Origin of the sequence: Salibaculum halophilum (genome assembly GCF_002094885.1) — a bacterium.
GTDB classification, from domain to species: Bacteria; Pseudomonadota; Alphaproteobacteria; order Rhodobacterales; family Rhodobacteraceae; genus Salibaculum; species Salibaculum halophilum.
In genome coordinates, this window is the sequence record NZ_MSIT01000010.1 from 1 (window position 1) to 16,606 (window position 16,606).

Consider the following 16,606-nt stretch of genomic DNA (forward strand, 5'->3'; position numbering starts at 1 on the left):
CGGGCGCTTGCGGTTGCGCCCGCGCGTGGTTTCCGCGTCCAGCCCCAGCTGGTCGCGCACCACGCGCGGGCGCAGTTCTTCCACCGCGCCGGGTGTGAGGCTGCCCAGCTGGAAGGGGCCGTAGCTGACCCGGATCAGCCGGTTCACGGCCAGGCCGATGGCCTCCATCGCGCGGCGCACTTCCCGGTTCCTGCCCTCGCGTATCGACACTGTCAGCCAGGCATTGGCGCCCTGCGTGCGGTCCAGCGTGATGGTCATGGGCTGGTAGTGCACGCCCTCGACCGTGATGCCCGCCCGCAGCCTGTCCAGCGCGGCCTCGTCCGGTGTGCCCTTGACCCGCACCCGGTAGCGGCGCTGCCAGCCGGTGCTGGGCAGTTCCATGCGGCGCTTGATCCCGCCGTCATTGGTCAGCAGCAGTAGGCCCTCGGAATTCAGGTCCAGACGGCCGACGCTCATGACCCGCGGCATGTCCGCGGGCAGGGCGTCGAAGATCGTCTCGCGGCCCCGCTCGTCGCGGGCGCTGGTCACCAGCCCGGCGGGCTTGTGATAGCGCCAGACGCGCGGCGGCTCGGGCTCCGATACGGGCTTGCCATCCACCGTGACCCTGTCGGCCGGGGTCACGTTGCGCGCGGGGCTGTCGATGCGCGTGCCGTTCACGGCGACGCGACCGGCGGCGATCATGCGCTCGGCCGCGCGGCGCGAGGCGACGCCGGCGCGCGAAAGAACCTTGGCGATACGCTCGCCGGACGGGGACGCGGGATCGGACATGGCCACGGGCTTAGTGGCCCGCGGCGTGCTAGGCAATCGCCCCGCGCCTTGTCGCGTCTTCATCCTGGCAAAAAACGCGTGTCGCGCCCTTGCCAAGCCGGGCCTGCCGCCCGATCAAGGGTCATGCCCTTTCGCAGCCACATGGACGCCGCCCTGGCAGAGGCCCGCGCCGCGGCCGCCCGCGGCGAGGTGCCGGTGGGTGCGGTGGTGGTGCGCGACGGTACGGTCCTGGCCCGCGCGGGCAACCGCACGCGGGAACTGGCCGATCCCACCGCCCACGCCGAGGTTCTGGCGATCCGCGCCGCCTGCGCCGCGCTGGGCCGCGACCGGCTGGCGGGCTGCGATCTCTACGTCACGCTGGAGCCCTGCCCGATGTGCGCCGCGGCGATCTCCTTTGCCCGCATCGCCCGGCTCTACTACGGCGCGGCAGACCCGAAATCCGGCGGCGTGGCCCAGGGCGCGCGGGTCTTCGCCCATCCGCAATGCCACCACGCCCCCGAGGTCTACGACGGCATCGGCGCGACGGCGGCCGCTCAGTTGCTGCGCGCCTTCTTCGCCGACCGGCGGGGCGGCGACGCGTTTTAAGGAAAACGCGTCGCGGCGCGTCGACGCGCCGCCCGCGCGCTAAATCCGTGATGCGCCGTGGGTCGCGGTTTCTCGTGCTTGGGTCTGTTCCGCGTTCACGCTAGTTTTCGTGGAGCGACATTACGGAGCCGCACCATGGACCTGACCGACCAGATCGACGGCTATTGCGAGCGGCTCGATTTCAGCTTCTGGGCCGAGCCCGTGAACGCGCTGACGAACCTCGCCTTCCTGGTGGCGGCGCTCATCATGTGGCACCGCAGCGCCGGGGTGCCAATGGCCCGGGCGCTGGCGGGGGTTCTCTTCGCCATCGGCATCGGCAGTTTCCTGTTCCACACGCTGGCCACGGTATGGGCGGCCATGGCCGATACGCTGCCGATCCTCGGGTTCATCCTGCTCTACCTTTTCGCGGTGCACCGCGACGTGCTGGCCTGGCCCGGCTGGGCGGCGGGGCTGGCCACGGCCGGGTTCCTGCCCTACGCGGCCGGGGTCACCGTGGTGCTGCGCGACGTGCCCTTCTTCGGGGTGTCGTCCTTCTACTGGACGGTGCCGATCCTGCTGGTGATCTACGGCGCGATCCTGCGCCACAGGTTCCCGGCGCTCGTGCGTGGCTTCGCGGTGGGGGCGGCACTATTGAGCCTGTCGATCACCGCGCGCAGCCTCGACGAGGCGCTCTGCGCCGCCTTTCCCGTGGGCACGCATCTGTTCTGGCATCTTCTCAATGCCGTGATGCTGGGCTGGATGATCGAGATATACCGCCGCCACATGCTTGAAGGCCGCGCAGCGGGGCGCTAAAGCGGGCCGCACCGCAAAAAGGGAGTGCGCCCCCATGTCCATCGACACGCAAACCGCCCGCAAGGTGGCCCATCTCGCCCGCATCCGGGTCGCGGAGGACGAGCTGCCCGCGCTGGCCGGGGAATTCAACGCGATCCTCGGCTTCATCGAGCAGCTGCAGGAGGTGGACGTGGACGGCGTTGAGCCGATGACGTCGGTAACCCCGCAGCGCCTCACGCGGCGCGCGGATGTCGTCACCGACGGCGACCAACAGGACAAGGTGCTGGCCAACGCCCCCGATGCCCGCGAAGGGTTCTTCGCCGTGCCCAAGGTGGTCGAGTGATGCCCGAGCTGAGCCAACTGAAGATCGCCGAGGCCCGCGAGGCGCTGCGCAAGGGAGAGGTGACCAGCGTCGAACTGACCGAGGCCTGCCTGGCCGAGATCAACGCGGCCGGCGCGCTGAACGCCTTTGTCCACGACACGCCCGACCTGGCGCTCGAGCAGGCCCGGGCGGCCGACGCGCGCCCGGACTGCGGCGCCCTCAACGGCATCCCGCTGGGCATCAAGGACCTGTTCTGCACCAAGGGGGTGGCCAGCCAGGCGGCCTCTAAGATCCTGGATGGTTTCAAGCCGGAATACGAAAGCACCGTCAGCCGGAACCTCTTGGAGGCCGGCGCAGTCATGCTGGGTAAGCTCAACATGGACGAGTTTGCCATGGGCTCGTCCAACGAGACGTCCGTCTACGGCGATGCGGTGAACCCCTGGACGGTGGGTGACCGCAGGCTGACGCCGGGCGGCTCCTCGGGCGGGTCGGCCGCGGCCGTGGCCGCCGACCTGTGCCTTGGCGCGACCGGCACCGACACCGGCGGCTCGATCCGTCAGCCGGCGGCCTTTACCGGGATCACCGGGATCAAGCCGACCTACGGGCGCTGCTCGCGCTGGGGGATCGTCGCCTTTGCCAGCTCGCTCGACCAGGCCGGGCCGATGACCAAGGACGTGCGCGACGCGGCGATCCTGCTACAGGCGATGTGCGGGCACGACCCCAAGGACAGCACCAGCGCCGACCGGCCCGTGCCCGATTTCGAGGCCATGCTGACCGGCGACATCCGCGGCAAGACCATCGGCATCCCCCGTGAATACCACATGGAGGGCATGCCCGACGAAATCGCGGCGCTCTGGGCCGAAGGCCGTGCGATGCTGGAAGACGCCGGCGCCCGGCTGGTCGATATCAGCCTGCCGCACACCCAGTACGCGCTGCCCACCTATTACGTGATCGCCCCGGCCGAGGCCTCCAGCAACCTGGCCCGCTATGACGGGGTGCGGTTCGGTCACCGCGCCGCGCTGGACGAGGGCGACGGCATCGCCGAGATGTACGAGAAGACCCGCGCCGAGGGCTTCGGCCCAGAGGTCAAGCGCCGCGTCATGGTCGGTACCTACGTCCTGTCGGCCGGGTTCTACGACGCCTACTACAACCGCGCCCGCAAGGTGCGCGCCCTGATCAAGCGCGACTTCGAGGCGGTCTTTGCCGAGGGTGTCGACGCGATCCTGACGCCCACCACACCCTCGGCCGCCTTCGGGCTGGGCGAGATGGCCGAGGCGGACCCGGTGGCGATGTATCTCAACGATGTGTTCACCGTCACCGTGAACCTGGCCGGTCTGCCGGGGATCAGTGTGCCGGCCGGGCTGAACGCGCAGGGTCTGCCGCTGGGTCTGCAACTGATCGGACGGCCCTGGGAAGAGGGCGATCTGCTGAATACCGCCTACGCGCTGGAACAGGCGGCCGGGTTCGTGGCCAAACCGGCGCGTTGGTGGTAGACGAGCGGGTCCGACCCGGATTGGGAAAAGGCGTATGGCGATGACAACGGGCAGGAGACTGGCGGCAGGGATGGCACTGGCCGCGCTGATCGGCTGTAGCCCCGAAATCCCCGACAGTGGCCGCGGCGTCGGGTTTTCCGATTATGGCGCTTACGAGTTGGAGCGCGCGCGGCGCGAGGCCGCCCTGCGCGGCGAGGCCCGCGCCGAGGCGGCGATGCCGGATGGCGGCAATGCTGACGCCAGTGCCGGGGCCGCTGGCGGCGATGCCGATGCGGCGATATCGACCACGGACCTGGCCGATGCCGGTATCGGAGAGGGCGCGGAGGCCCAGCCCGAGGGCGGGTCGGACGTGCCTGCCGCCAGTGACCTCGCCGCCAACCCCGGGATTTCGGACGAGCAGGATTTCGAGGCCGTCACCGCGCGCGAAACCATCGAGAGCGACGCCGAGCGCCGCGAACGCCAGGCCGCCGCCTACGAGGTGGTTGAGCCGACGGCCCTGCCGCAACGCCCGCGCGACGGTGGCCCCAATATCGTGCAGTTCGCGCTCGACGCGCCGAACGACAAGGGCGAGCCGGTCTATTCCCGCGCGGGGCTGTTCAGCGAGAGCCGCTTTCAGCGCAACTGCGCCAAGTACAACACGCCCGACGCCGCGCAGCGCGATTTCCTGGCCCGGGGCGGGCCCCAGCGCGACCGGCTGGGTCTTGACCCCGACGGCGACGGCTTCGCCTGCGGCTGGGACCCGAGCCCGTTCCGCACTCTGGCTGGCGGCAACTGATAGGCGCGGTGGCCCGCTCGCCCAATTTCGGGGACCGGCGCGGTGGGGCGCGGCCCGTGCTGGTGGTGCTGCACTACACCGCGATGGCCGACTGCGGCGCGGCGCGCGACTGGCTGTGCACCCCGGAGTCGCAGGTTTCGGCGCACTACCTTGTTTCCGGGGCGGGGGCGGTCGACGCCCTCGTGCCCGAGGACAAGCGCGCCTGGCACGCCGGGGCCGGGGCCTGGGGAGCGATCACCGACGTCAATTCGCACGCCATCGGGATCGAACTGGCCAATTCGGGCACCGCGCCCTTCGGCGCGGCGCAGATGGACGCGCTGGAGGGTTTGCTCGCCGGGATACTGGCCCGTTGGGCCATTCCGCCCGAGGGCGTGATCGGCCATTCCGACTGTGCGCCCGGGCGCAAGATAGACCCCGGCCCACGCTTTGACTGGGCCCGTCTCGCCCGGTCGGGCCTGGCGGCGGCGCCGGCGCGCGCGGGCGCGCCTGCCCCCCTCGACGGGGGCGGGTTCCGGCGCGACTTGCGCCGGATCGGCTATACCGCCCCGGCAAGCGACGCGGCCTTGCTGGCCGCGTTCCGGTTGCGGCATCGCGCAGGGCACGACGGACCACTCGATGGCCTGGACTGTGCGCTCGCCGCCGAGCTTGCCGGTCGCTTTCCCGTTGACCGGGGGCCGGCCAGTGCCTAGGTGTCGCGCACGCGAAGGGCCGGATGGCCGGGGCCGGGCTTCGGCTCGGTCCAGGAAAGTCCGGACTCCATCAAGGCACGGTGCCGGGTAACGCCCGGGCGGGGCCGGTGTTCGCGCCGGCCCTGACGGAAAGCGCCACAGAGAACAGACCACCGCGCAGCGCGCGGCCAGGGTGAAACGGTGGGGTAAGAGCCCACCACGGGGATGGCAACATCGCCGGTATGGCAAGCCCCACCGGGAGCAATGCCGAATAGGGATCCCGCCGCGGGAGAGCTGCCGTTTGGCAGACCGCCGCAGGGGCCGCCTTGGCCCTCGGGATCCGGGTTGGCAGCCAGAGGGCATCGGCAACGGTGCCCCCAGAGGAATGGTCATCAAACCGGGGCAACCCGGGGAACAGAATCCGGCTTACAGGCCCTTCGCGCCCGTTCAATCGCACGGAGGTGCGACTGAACGCCTGCGCAGGGGCGGTTGGCGTCGGCCAGCCGGTCGCTGCGCCTATTTCCCCTCCGCTTTCGCGACGTTCCTCTTGACGGCCTGGAAGGCATCCGGCGTGACCGAGATCGAGTCGATCCCGTATCCCACCAGCAATTCCGCAAACTCCGGGTCGTTCGAGGGCGCCTGCCCGCAGAACCCGACCTTGGCCCCGGCCGCGTGGGCGCGGGTGATGACCTCTTGAATCATCCGCTGCACCGCCGGGTCGCGTTCGCGGAAGACATGGGCAAGGTTCTCGTTGTCGCGATCCACGCCGAGGGTCAGCTGGGTCAGGTCGTTGGACCCGATCGAGAAGCCGTCAAAGCGTTTCGCGAACTCTTCGGCCAGGATCACGTTGGCGGGGATCTCGCACATCACGTAGACCTGCAGGCCGTCGCGGCCGCGTTCCAGCCCGTTCTCGGCCATGACCTGCAGAACGCGGTCGGCTTCCTCGGGCGAGCGGCAGAAGGGAATCATCATGATGATGTTGTCGAACCCCTTGAGGCCGCGCGCCTTGGCGATGGCCGCGCATTCCAGCGCGAAACCGTCCTTGTAGTCCTCCGAGTAGTAACGCGAGGCCCCGCGCCAGCCGATCATCGGGTTCTCCTCGTCCGGCTCGAACCCCGCCCCGCCCAGCAGCGCGGCATATTCGTTGGTCTTGAAATCCGACATGCGCACGATGACGGGGTCGGGGTAGTGGACGGCGGCAATGCGGCTGAGGCCCGTTGCCAGCTGGTCGATGAAGTAGTCGGGCTTGGTCGGGTAGGCCGCGGTCAGCGCCTCGATTCGGTCGCGGGCAGCGGCGTCCGTGACCTGCTCGAAGCGGGTCAGCGCCAGCGGGTGCACCTTGATCGCGTTGTTGACCACGAATTCCATCCGGGCGAGCCCGACGCCATCGGCCGGAAGGCGCCACCAGCGCGACCCGGCCGCGGGATTGGCCATGTTGAACATCACCTTGGTCTGCGTCTCGGGCATCTGGCCCGGGTCGATCTCCTCGACATGGAAGCTGGCACGGCCGTCGTAGACATAGCCCTCCTCGCCCTCGGCGCAGGACACCGTGACCACCTGTTCGTCGTGCAGCACATGGGTGGCGTCGCCGGTGCCGACGATGGCCGGCAGTCCCAGTTCGCGGCTGACGATCGCGGCATGGCTGGTGCGCCCGCCGTGGTCGGTGACGATGGCGCTGGCGCGTTTCATGATCGGCACCCAGTCGGGATCGGTGGTGCCGGTGACGAGGATGCCGCCGTCGATGAAATTCTCGATGTCGGCGGGGCTTTCGATCAGGCAGGCCGGGCCGCTGGCAATCGCCCCGCCGACGGACAGGCCCGTCGTCAGGACCGGACCCTTGTCCGCGATCTCGTAGGACTTGAGCGCGCCGGCGCCGGCGCGGCTCTGCACGGTTTCGGGCCGGGCTTGGACGATGAACAGCTCGCCGGTGTCGCCGTCGCGCGCCCATTCCATGTCCATCGGGCAACCATAGTGATCCTCGATGGTGGCGGCCATGCGGGCCAGCGCCACCGTCTCGGCCTCGGAGAGGACGAATGCCCCGCGCTCGGCCTTCGAGGTTTTCACGTTCTTCACCGCCTTGCCGTCCTCGGCGTAGATCATCTTGATCTCTTTCGCGCCGAGGCTGCGTTCGACGATGGGCAACAGATCGGGATTGGCCAAATGCGGCTTGTAGACCATGTATTCGTCCGGCGTCACCGCGCCCTGCACGACGTTTTCGCCCAGCCCCCAGGCGGCGTTGATCAGCACGACCTTGTCGAAGCCGGATTCGGTATCGAGCGAGAACATCACCCCCGACCCGCCGGTGTCCGCGCGCACCATCTGCTGCACGCCGATCGACAGCGCCACCTCCATGTGGTCGAAGCCCTGGACGGTGCGATAGCTGATCGCCCGGTCGGTAAAGAGCGAGGCATAGCAGCGCTTGCAGGCCGCCAGCAGCGCGGCCTCGCCTGTTACGTTGAGGAAGGTTTCCTGCTGGCCCGCGAAGGAGGCGTCGGGCAGGTCCTCGGCGGTGGCCGAGGACCGGACCGCGACCGAGGGCGCGTCCTGCCCGGTGCGGCGGGCCATCTCGACGTAGGCCGCGCGGATATCCGCCAGCACCTGCGCGGGCCAGTCGCCGCCCACGATCATGGCGCGGACGCGGGTGCCCGCCTCGGCCAGGGTGATCTTGTGGGCGGTCAGCGCTTCCATCTCGGCGGCGATGCGCGCGCCCAGGTCGTTGTGGGAAATATAGGCGCGATACGCGTCGGATGTGGTGGCAAAGCCGCCAGGCACGGCAATTCCCCGGCCGCCCAGCTCCTGCACCATTTCCCCCAGTGAGGAGTTTTTTCCCCCCACCTTGGCCACGTCGCCGCGGCGCAGATGTTCGAACCAGATCACGTTGTCGGCCATGCCGTCCTCCTGTCGCGTTTCGCGGGAACGATGCCGGGCGTCGCGGGGCCGCGCCTTGATCCAGGTCATGCGCCCGGACAGCGCGGATCGGGGCCGAGGTCGCCCGCTTTGGCGGTTGACTCGCCTCATGAAGCCGGTAGAAGGCAGGCTTCTATCGAATTTCACGCGCGGCCCCTGTGGCCCGCGGACCAGGAGAGACGACAATGGCGAAGCCGACCACCATCAAGATCCGCCTGAACTCCACCGCGGGGACCGGGCATTTCTACGTGACCAAAAAGAATGCCCGCACCATGACCGAGAAGATGGTGGTGCGCAAATACGACCCGGTCGCGCGCAAGCACGTTGAGTACAAGGAAGGCAAGATCAAGTAAGCGATCCTGCCGCATCCGCACCGACAGGGCCGCGCCGCGAGAGCGCGGCCTTTTGCGTTAACATCGCCCCTGCAGGCCAGTTACGTGCCGGGGCGGGCGCAACGGTCAGGCTGATCCCGGGGCTGTCGATACAGCACCCTGCAGCGGCACGCCGGCCACTCTCACTGCCCGCACGGCGCGGTCGTCGCCCATCATGAGGGTGGGAAAGAGCGCCTCCCAGATATCCTCGGCGCGTGCGCTGCGCTGGGCGATGGCCGGGGTGGAGGCCAAGTCGAGCACGCAGATATCGGCATGGGCACCGGGCGCCAGCGTGCCGATCTGTCCGCCCATGTGCAGCGCCCGAGCCGCGCCTTCGGTCGCCAGCCACAGCAGATGTGCCGGGTGCAGCGCTGTGCCGCGCAGCTGGCCGATCTCGTAGGCCGCGGCCATGGTCCGCAGCATGGAAAAGCTGGACCCGCCGCCGGTGTCCGTGGCCAGGCCCACCGGTATTCCGCGCGCCTTGAGGCCGGCCGTGTCGAACAGCCCCGAGCCGATGAAGGTGTTCGATGTCGGGCAATGGACCGCCGCCGCGCCCACCTCCGCCAGCCGGTCGATCTCGCGCGCCTCCAGGTGGATGGCGTGGCCGTAAAGCCCGCGCGCGCCCAGTAGCGCGTGCGCCTCATATGTGTCCAGGTAGTCGCGCGCCTGCGGGAACAGCGCGCGCACCCAGGCGACCTCGTCGGTCTGTTCGCTCAGGTGGGTCTGCATCAGGCAGTCGGGATGCTCGGCCCAGAGCGCGCCCAGGGCCGCCAGCTGGTCGGGCGTCGAGGTGGGCGAGAACCGCGGCGTGATGGCATAGGTCGCGCGGCCCCGCCCGTGCCAGGTTTCAAGGAGCGCCTTGCTGTCGTCATAGGCGGTCTGGGCCGTGTCGCGCAGCGCGTCGGGGGCGTTGCGGTCCATGCAGGTCTTGCCCGCGACCACAGCCATGCCGCGCGCCTCGGCCGCCTCGAAAACCGCGGTCACGCTTTCGGGGTGGACGGTGCAGAAACTGGCCAGCGTCGTGGTGCCATGCGCCAGGGCTAGGTCCAGCGTCAGGTCCGCCTGCGCCCGGGCATACCCCGGGTCGCCGAAGCGCATCTCCTCGGGAAAGGTATAGGTGTTCAGCCAGTCGATCAGCCGCTTGCCCCAGCTGGCGATCATGCCCGTCTGGGGGTAATGCATGTGCGCATCCACGAAGCCCGGCAGGATCAGCGCCTCGCCGTAATCGCTCACCGGCGCGTGGGGGTGGGTCCGGCGCAGGTCGTCGGCCGCGCCCGTGGCGGCGATGCGCCCCGCGCGGATCAGGACGCCGCCGCGCGCGCTGTGGTGCGCCGCCGCCTGCCAGCCCGCGCTGAACGGGTCATCCGAGAAGGTCAGCACCTGGCCGAGAAGCAGTTCGTCACGCATGCGATCCAAACTAGACAGGGCCGGCAGCGGGGTCCATCACCCGCGCGCAAGAGAGAGCTTTCGGTTCGAGGCGAAACCGCCGCAGGAGAGGGCTTGAGGGCCGGCGGGCTTTCTCTATGCTCCGGCCATTGGCGACGGGGGGCATAATGTCCGACACCACCGAGATCATCGAGGGCGAGGCCGACCAGCTGACCGACCGCATGGTCGCGGCGATCCTCGCGGCGGTGGAGGCGGGCGACCGGCAGGCGCTGGACGAGACCCTTTCGCCGCTGCACCCCGCCGACATCGCCGACCTGCTGGAACAGATCGACGACCGCGATCGCGCCACCCTGCTGGACCTGTGGCATCACGGTGTCGACGGCGATGTCCTGTCGGAGCTCGACGAGACCCTGCGCGAGGACGTCATCGCCGCGCTGCCCCCCGAGGCCCTCGCCTTTGCCGTGCGCGATCTCGAATCGGACGACGTTGTCGACCTGGTCGAGGACATGGACAGCGGCCGGCAGGAGGCCGTGCTGGACGCGCTCGAGGCGCCCGACCGGCTCGCCGTGCAAACCGCGCTCAGCTACCCCGAGGACTCCGCCGGCCGACTGATGCAGGTGGAGGTCGTGCGCGCGCCCGTCCACTGGACCGTGGGCCAGACCATCGACTTCCTGCGCAGTCACGACGCCCTGCCCGAACAGTTCTACCACGTGGTGCTGGTCGATCCGCGCATGAAGCCCGAGGGTTATGTCGCCCTCGGCCGGCTGCTGGGCGCGCCGCGCGCCACGAAACTGACCGAGCTGACCGAGGACAGCTTTCGGACCTTCCGCATCGACCAGGACGAAGAGGCCGTGGCCTATGCCTTCAACCAGTATCACCTGATCTCGGCCCCGGTGGTGGACGCCGACGACCGGCTGGTGGGCATCATCACCATCGACGACGCCATGGCCGTGCTCGATGAGGAACACGAAGAGGACATCCTGCGCCTGGCCGGCGTGGGCGAGGGCAGCCTGTCCGATCGCGTGGGCGCGACCACGCGGCGGCGGCTGCCCTGGCTGGCCGTGAACCTGGTGACGGCGATCCTCGCCTCGCTCGTCATCGCCCTGTTCGAGGACGTGATCGCCGGGCTGGTCGCGCTGGCGGTGCTCATGCCCATCGTCGCCTCGATGGGGGGCAACGCGGGCACGCAATCGCTGACGGTGGCGGTGCGCGCCATCGCCACCAAGGACCTGACCGGCGCCAACGTGCTGCGCGTCATCCGCCGCGAGATGCTGGTCGGCCTGATCAACGGGCTGATCTTTGCGCTGGTCATGGGTGCGGTCGGATGGGCCTGGTTCGGCCAGCCGCTGCTGGGCGTGGTTATTGCCCTGGCCATGGTCATCAACCTCGTGGTGGCCGGGCTGGCGGGCACGGTGGTGCCCATCCTGCTCGACCGCATGGGCATCGACCCGGCGCTGGCCTCGGGGGCCTTTGTGACAACGGTGACGGACGTTGTCGGCTTCTTCGCCTTCCTCGGGCTGGCCGCGGTGATCCTGCTGTGACGCTCGAGGCGCGCAAGGCCGCGGCGCGCAAGGCCGCCTTCGCCGCCCGCAAGCGGGCCCACGACAGCGGCGCGGGCACGGCCGCGCACCTGCGCCGGGCGCTGGCCGAGCACCGCGGCGTGCCGCTGGCCGGCTACATGGCCATGCGCACCGAGATCGACCCGACCCCTGCCATGGAAGACGCGGCCGCCCACGGCCCGGTCTGCGTGCCGGTGATCATGGGGCAGCGCCAGCGCCTGCAGTTCCGCGAATGGACCCCGGGGTGCCCCATGATCGAGGGCGACTTCGGCGCCCGGATCCCCGAAACCGGTGCCTGGATCGAGCCCGAGGTCCTGATCGTGCCGCTGGTCGCCTTCTCGCGCCGGGGCGGGCGGCTGGGCTACGGCGGTGGCTTCTACGACCGCACCATTGAAGCCCTGCGCGCCCAGCGTCCCACCCAGGCAATCGGCTTTGCCTATGCCGCCCAGGAACAGTCCGACTTGCCGCTGGAGCCCACAGACCAGCCGCTCGACCTGATCATCACGGAAGAGGGCGTGATCGTGCCGGACGGGGCGTGAGGGGCGCTGCCCCTCTTGGCCTTCGGCCAATTCACCCCGGGATATTTCCGGCCAGAAGATGCCGCCCCGCAGTTTCTTCGGGGTTCAAATACCGTCGGGGGTGAATGCCGAAGGCAGAGGGGGCGGAAAGCCCCCTGAGCCCGCAGGTGGCGGCGCAGCCGACGCCGAAACAAACCTGCGTGGCGTAGCCACACCCTTTGAAAACGCTTGCCTCTGCTGGCGCGGCTTGGTCTCTAGGCGGGCATGAGAGTTCTTTTTCTTGGCGACGTCATGGGCCGGGCCGGTCGCCGGGCGGTCAGCGAGGGCCTGCCGGGCTTGCGCGACCGGCTGCGGCTGGATTTCGTCGTGGTCAACGGCGAGAACGCCTCCAACGGCATGGGGCTGAGTGGCGATCACGCGCGGCTGCTTCTCGACGCGGGGGCGGATGTGATTACCCTGGGCGATCATGCCTTCGACCAGAAGGATATGCTGCAGGTCTGCGAGTCCGAGCCGCGCATCATCCGGCCGCTGAACTACGCCAAGGCCGCGCCCGGCCGCGGCGCGCGGGTCTTCGAGGTGCCCGGCGGGCGCAGGATCCTGGTGGCCCAGGTACTGGGCCAGGTCTTCATGAAGCGGCCCTTCGACGATCCGTTCTCGGCCGTCGAGGCCGTTCTCAAGGCCCATCCCCCGGGCGGCGCGGTCAATGCCGCGCTGGTCGACATGCACGGCGAGGCGACCTCGGAGAAGATGGCGATGGCCCATTTCTGTGACGGCCGCGCCAGCGTCGTCGTCGGCACCCATACGCATGTGCCCACGGCCGATGCCCAGATCCTGAACGGGGGCACGGCCTACCAGACCGACGCGGGCATGTGTGGCGATTACGACAGCGTCATCGGCATGCAGAAGGACGAACCCCTGCGCCGTTTTATCACCGGCATGCCGAAGGCGCGGTTCGAGCCCGCGATCGGCGCGGCCACGCTCTCGGGGCTATACGTGGAAACCGACGACCGCACCGGCAAGGCGACGCGGGTCGCCCCGGTCCGCGAGGGCGGACGGCTGACGCCCGCGGGCCCGGAATGATCGACCTTCTGGGACTTGGCCCGAACGTCGACGCGATCCTGACCCTGGCGATCGTTCTGGGCATGTTCGTGGCCTTCACGCGCGAGACCTATCCCACCGAAGTCGTGGCCATCGCCGGCGTGGCGCTGATGCTGGCCACCGGCATCCTGCCTCAGGACGCCGGGCTGGCGGTGCTGTCCAACCCCGCGCCCTGGACCATCGCGGCGATGTTCCTTGTCATGGGTGCGCTGGTGCGCACGGGCGCGCTGGACGCGCTGACCACGCTGGCCGACCGGCGGGTGCGCAGCCACCCGCGCCAGACCATGGTGCTGGTCTTCGCTTTCGTGCTGCTGGCCAGCGCGATCATGAACAACACCCCCGTGGTGGTGGTGATGATCCCGGTCTTCGTGCAGCTGGCGCGCACGCTCGGGCTGTCGGCCTCCAAGCTGCTGATCCCGCTGAGCTATGCCGCGATCATGGGCGGCACGCTGACGCTGATCGGCACCTCGACGAACCTGCTGGTGGACGGTGTGGCCCGCACACAGGGCCTGGCCCCCTTCACCATCTTCGAGGTCACGCCGGTGGCGCTGGTGGTGGTGGGCTGGGGACTGGTCTATCTGACGCTGATCGCGCCGCGCCTGCTGCCCGACCGCGACAGCATGGCCAACCTGTTGTCCGACCGCTCGCGGATGCGGTTCTTCACCGAGGCCGTCATCCCCCCCGAGAGCAACCTGATCGGCCGCGAGGTGCTGGGCGTGCAGTTGTTCAAGCGCGAGGGGGTGCGCCTGATCGACGTGATTCGCGGCGATACCTCGCTGCGGCGCAACCTCGACGGGGTCGAACTGCAGGTCGGTGACCGGGTTGTCCTGCGGACCGCCATGACCGAGCTGCTCAGCCTGCAGCGCAACAAGTCGCTGCGCCGGGTGGACCAGGTCAGCGCGGTGGAAACCCAGACGGTCGAGACGCTGATCACCCCGGGCTGCAAGATGGTGGGCCGCCGGCTGGGCGCGCTGCGCCTGCGCCGCCGCTACGGCGTCTACGTGCTGGCCGTGCACCGGCGCAGCCAGAACATCGGCCGCCAGTTGGACGACCTGACCGTGCGGGTGGGCGATACGCTGCTGCTCGAGGGCACGCCGGAGGACATCAAGCGCCTGGCCGACGACCAGGAGCTTGTCGATGTCTCCACCCCTTCGGCCAAGGAATTCCGCCGCGGGCATGCCCCCATCGCGGTGGGGGCGCTGCTGGCCATCGTGGCGCTGGCGGCGGCGGGCGTGGCGCCGATCCTGCCGCTGGCGGTGGTGGCCGTGGCGGTGGTGCTGGTGACGGGCTGCATCGACGCCGAGGAGGCGTTTTCCTTCGTCGAGGGGCGGCTGCTGGCGCTGATCTTCGCCATGCTGGCCATCGGCGCGGCGCTGCAGGCTTCGGGCGCGGTGGAACTGATCGTCGATGCCATCGCGCCGGCGCTGCAGACCCTGCCGCCGTTCCTGATCGTCTGGGCCATCTACCTGCTGACCAGCGTGCTGACCGAACTGGTGTCGAACAACGCCGTCGCCGTGGTCGTCACCCCCGTCGCCATCGGCCTGGGCCAGGCCATTGGGATCGACCCGCGCGGGCTGGTGGTGGCGGTGATGATCGCCGCCTCGGCCAGTTTCGCCACGCCCATCGGCTACCAGACCAACACACTGGTCTACGGCCCCGGCGGCTATCGGTTTACCGATTTCCTGCGTGTGGGCATTCCGCTCAACCTCAGCGTCGGCCTGCTGGCCTCGGCGGTGATTCCGCGGGTGTTCCCGCTATGACGGCGCCGGGGATGTCCAACTACCTGCGCGGGTTCCTGATCACCCTGTTCGGGGTGCTGGTGATCTCGCCCGACACGCTGCTGATCCGGCTGATCGCGGCCGACCACTGGGCGCAGCTGTTCTGGCGCGGCACGCTCAGCGGGGCGGCGGTGCTGGTCGGCGTTGCCGTGGTGACGCGCGGGCGCGGCCTGCGCCCCCTCATGCGGCCGACGCGGGCGGATGTCGCCATGGCAGTGGTCTACGGGTCGGGCAATATCGCCTTCGTCTATTCGGCCACGCACACGCTTGTGGCCAACACGCTGTTCCTGCTGGCGACCTCGCCCATTTTCGCGGCGCTGATCGCGCGCTTTGTCCTGAAAGAGGCCGTGGGCCTGCGCACGGTGCTGACCATCGCCGCCACGCTGGTGGGCATCGCCGTGATCGCCAGCGGGTCGCTGGGCGCAGGCGGCGGCCGGATCGGCGGCGACCTTGCCGCGCTCTGGGCCGCGATGGCGATCGCGGTGACCTTCTCGATCGCGCGGTTCCAGAAGGGCCGGTCCATGGTACCCGCCATGGGGGTCGGCGCCTTGCTGGCAGGGGCAGCGGCGGCCGTTCTGGCGCCGACGGTGATGATCCCCGCAGGCGACCGGGTCTGGATGGGGCTGATGGGGCTCTGGGTCGTGCCGGTGGCCTTTGCCTGCCTGACGACCGGGCCGCGCTACCTGCCGGCCGCCGATGTCGGGCTGCTGATGCTGCTCGAGGCCGTCTTTGGCCCGCTGCTGGTCTGGTGGGTGCTGGGCGAGGACCCGGGCCCGCGGACGCTGATCGGCGGGGCCATCGTGCTGGGCGCCATGGTGGTTAGCAACCTGTGGCTGCTGGCACGCGGGCAGCGCGACCGGCGGATCGCCCGGCGCGCCTAGCCATAACGGGCGACGAAGTTCCGCAGGATGCGTTCGGGCACGGTCACATCCGCGGTGCGGCACATGGCGATCAGGTCGTCGGCGGTTTCGGGCGGGAAATAGCCGCGGTCCTTGTAGATGCGGATACGGGTCTCAAAAACGCCGGCATCGGCCTCGGGGTGGAACTGGGTGGCATAGACGTTTCGCCCGTGCCGGATCATCTGGAACGGGCAGGGGCCGCTTTCCAGCAGGTGCACCGCGCCCAGCGGCAGGTGCTGCACGGCCTCCTTGTGGCCGACGAAGGCCTCGAAAACGCCCGGCAGACCGTCAAGCAGCGGGTCATCCCCCACGACACGGCAGGTCACGGCGCCCACGGGTTCGCCGTAGCGGGCTTTCGACACTTCGGCGCCGAGGTGATGCGCGAGGATGCCGATGCCGTAGCAGCAGCCCATGAAGGGGATGTCGCGGTCGGTGATCTCGGGCATGAGCGACAGGCAGGCGGCCTCGATATGCGCCTCCTCGGGCGACTTGTCGCCTGGCGCGTCGCTGACGCAGCCCGGCCCGCCGCCGACGATGACGCCGGCATAGTCGGACAGGTCCAGGCCCGCGGGCAGGGCCTCGCGGTCCAGCCGGACGCGGTGGGCTTGGTCCCGGCGCAACCCGCCCTTGCGCAGCAGCGCGGCGAATTCGTCGTCGCTCGCCTCGGTCTCGGGGCGCAGTTGCAGGATCAGGAAGGGCTTGGGCATG

Annotated in this window: 16 protein-coding genes and 1 other RNA gene; 13 read left to right on the forward strand and 4 right to left on the reverse strand. The window is 69.7% G+C overall.

The genetic code is table 11. The features are described from left to right. Nucleotides 1-768, reverse strand: a 768-nt coding sequence (locus BU124_RS08345; RefSeq protein ID WP_143529925.1) for a pseudouridine synthase, incomplete at its 3' end; no start/stop codon positions are given. A gap of 123 nt (nucleotides 769-891) precedes the next feature. Between BU124_RS08345 and BU124_RS08350 the strand changes: the two genes are divergently transcribed. The 7 genes from BU124_RS08350 to rnpB all read left to right on the forward strand — a co-directional run bounded on the left by BU124_RS08350 (nucleotide 892) and on the right by rnpB (nucleotide 5,827). Further along, nucleotides 892-1,353 (forward strand): nucleoside deaminase, encoded by a 462-nt coding sequence (locus BU124_RS08350; RefSeq protein WP_084862626.1) that lies wholly within the window; start codon nucleotides 892-894, stop codon nucleotides 1,351-1,353. A 135-nt stretch (nucleotides 1,354-1,488) separates the two neighbouring features. After that, nucleotides 1,489-2,145, forward strand: coding sequence for a ceramidase domain-containing protein (locus tag BU124_RS08355; RefSeq protein ID WP_084862628.1), 657 nt, complete (start codon nucleotides 1,489-1,491; stop codon nucleotides 2,143-2,145). A 34-nt stretch (nucleotides 2,146-2,179) separates the two neighbouring features. Further along, a complete protein-coding gene (gatC, locus tag BU124_RS08360; protein ID WP_084862630.1) occupies nucleotides 2,180-2,467 on the forward strand; it encodes an Asp-tRNA(Asn)/Glu-tRNA(Gln) amidotransferase subunit GatC in 288 nt (95 codons plus the stop codon). Continuing rightward, nucleotides 2,467-3,939, forward strand: a complete 1,473-nt coding sequence (gene gatA, locus BU124_RS08365) for an Asp-tRNA(Asn)/Glu-tRNA(Gln) amidotransferase subunit GatA (protein ID WP_084862632.1) — start codon at nucleotides 2,467-2,469, stop codon at nucleotides 3,937-3,939. Before gatC ends, gatA begins: the two co-directional genes overlap by 1 nt. 70 nt (nucleotides 3,940-4,009) lie before the next feature. After that, complete coding sequence (locus BU124_RS08370) at nucleotides 4,010-4,714, forward strand: hypothetical protein (RefSeq protein WP_245831649.1); 705 nt, start codon at nucleotides 4,010-4,012, stop codon at nucleotides 4,712-4,714. A gap of 8 nt (nucleotides 4,715-4,722) precedes the next feature. Next, nucleotides 4,723-5,403 (forward strand): N-acetylmuramoyl-L-alanine amidase, encoded by a 681-nt coding sequence (locus BU124_RS08375; protein WP_179141887.1) that lies wholly within the window; start codon nucleotides 4,723-4,725, stop codon nucleotides 5,401-5,403. Between the two features lie 11 nt (nucleotides 5,404-5,414). Continuing rightward, nucleotides 5,415-5,827: RNase P RNA component class A (gene rnpB, locus BU124_RS08380), an RNA gene on the forward strand. A gap of 71 nt (nucleotides 5,828-5,898) precedes the next feature. Here rnpB and ppsA read toward each other — a convergent pair. After that, on the reverse strand, nucleotides 5,899-8,271 hold the full coding sequence (gene ppsA, locus BU124_RS08385; RefSeq protein WP_084862634.1) for a phosphoenolpyruvate synthase: 2,373 nt from the start codon (nucleotides 8,269-8,271) through the stop codon (nucleotides 5,899-5,901). A gap of 203 nt (nucleotides 8,272-8,474) precedes the next feature. Here ppsA and rpmG point away from each other — a divergent pair, with 203 nt between their 5' ends. Beyond that, the gene (gene rpmG / locus BU124_RS08390; protein WP_039682682.1) at nucleotides 8,475-8,642 is read left to right on the forward strand and encodes a 50S ribosomal protein L33; all 168 of its coding nucleotides are present in this window, start codon (nucleotides 8,475-8,477) and stop codon (nucleotides 8,640-8,642) included. Nucleotides 8,643-8,747: 105 nt separating this feature from the next. Here rpmG and guaD read toward each other — a convergent pair whose 3' ends face one another. Then, complete coding sequence (guaD, locus tag BU124_RS08395; protein WP_084862637.1) at nucleotides 8,748-10,067, reverse strand: guanine deaminase; 1,320 nt, start codon at nucleotides 10,065-10,067, stop codon at nucleotides 8,748-8,750. 146 nt (nucleotides 10,068-10,213) lie between these two features. On the opposite strand from guaD, the gene mgtE reads away from it, so the two are divergent. The 5 genes from mgtE to BU124_RS08420 all read left to right on the forward strand — a co-directional run bounded on the left by mgtE (nucleotide 10,214) and on the right by BU124_RS08420 (nucleotide 15,880). Next, entirely contained in the window at nucleotides 10,214-11,587 is a 1,374-nt protein-coding gene (gene mgtE, locus BU124_RS08400; RefSeq protein ID WP_084862639.1) for a magnesium transporter, read from the forward strand. Next, nucleotides 11,584-12,144 carry a 5-formyltetrahydrofolate cyclo-ligase gene (locus BU124_RS08405; protein WP_084862641.1) on the forward strand — a complete coding sequence of 187 codons (561 nt, stop codon included), beginning with the start codon at nucleotides 11,584-11,586 and terminating at the stop codon, nucleotides 12,142-12,144. The genes mgtE and BU124_RS08405 overlap by 4 nt, the downstream gene beginning before the upstream one ends. Nucleotides 12,145-12,387: 243 nt before the next feature. Next, nucleotides 12,388-13,203, forward strand: a complete 816-nt coding sequence (locus BU124_RS08410) for a TIGR00282 family metallophosphoesterase (protein ID WP_084862643.1) — start codon at nucleotides 12,388-12,390, stop codon at nucleotides 13,201-13,203. Next, nucleotides 13,200-14,981, forward strand: a complete 1,782-nt coding sequence (locus tag BU124_RS08415) for an SLC13 family permease (protein WP_084862645.1) — start codon at nucleotides 13,200-13,202, stop codon at nucleotides 14,979-14,981. The genes BU124_RS08410 and BU124_RS08415 overlap by 4 nt, the downstream gene beginning before the upstream one ends. Continuing rightward, nucleotides 14,978-15,880 (forward strand): DMT family transporter, encoded by a 903-nt coding sequence (locus tag BU124_RS08420; RefSeq protein ID WP_143529926.1) that lies wholly within the window; start codon nucleotides 14,978-14,980, stop codon nucleotides 15,878-15,880. Before BU124_RS08415 ends, BU124_RS08420 begins: the two co-directional genes overlap by 4 nt. Here BU124_RS08420 and BU124_RS08425 read toward each other — a convergent pair. After that, on the reverse strand, nucleotides 15,877-16,605 hold the full coding sequence (locus BU124_RS08425) for a glutamine amidotransferase (RefSeq protein WP_084862650.1): 729 nt from the start codon (nucleotides 16,603-16,605) through the stop codon (nucleotides 15,877-15,879). The two genes, BU124_RS08420 and BU124_RS08425, sit on opposite strands and share 4 nt — an antisense overlap. Between the last annotated feature and the right edge of the window lies 1 nt (nucleotide 16,606).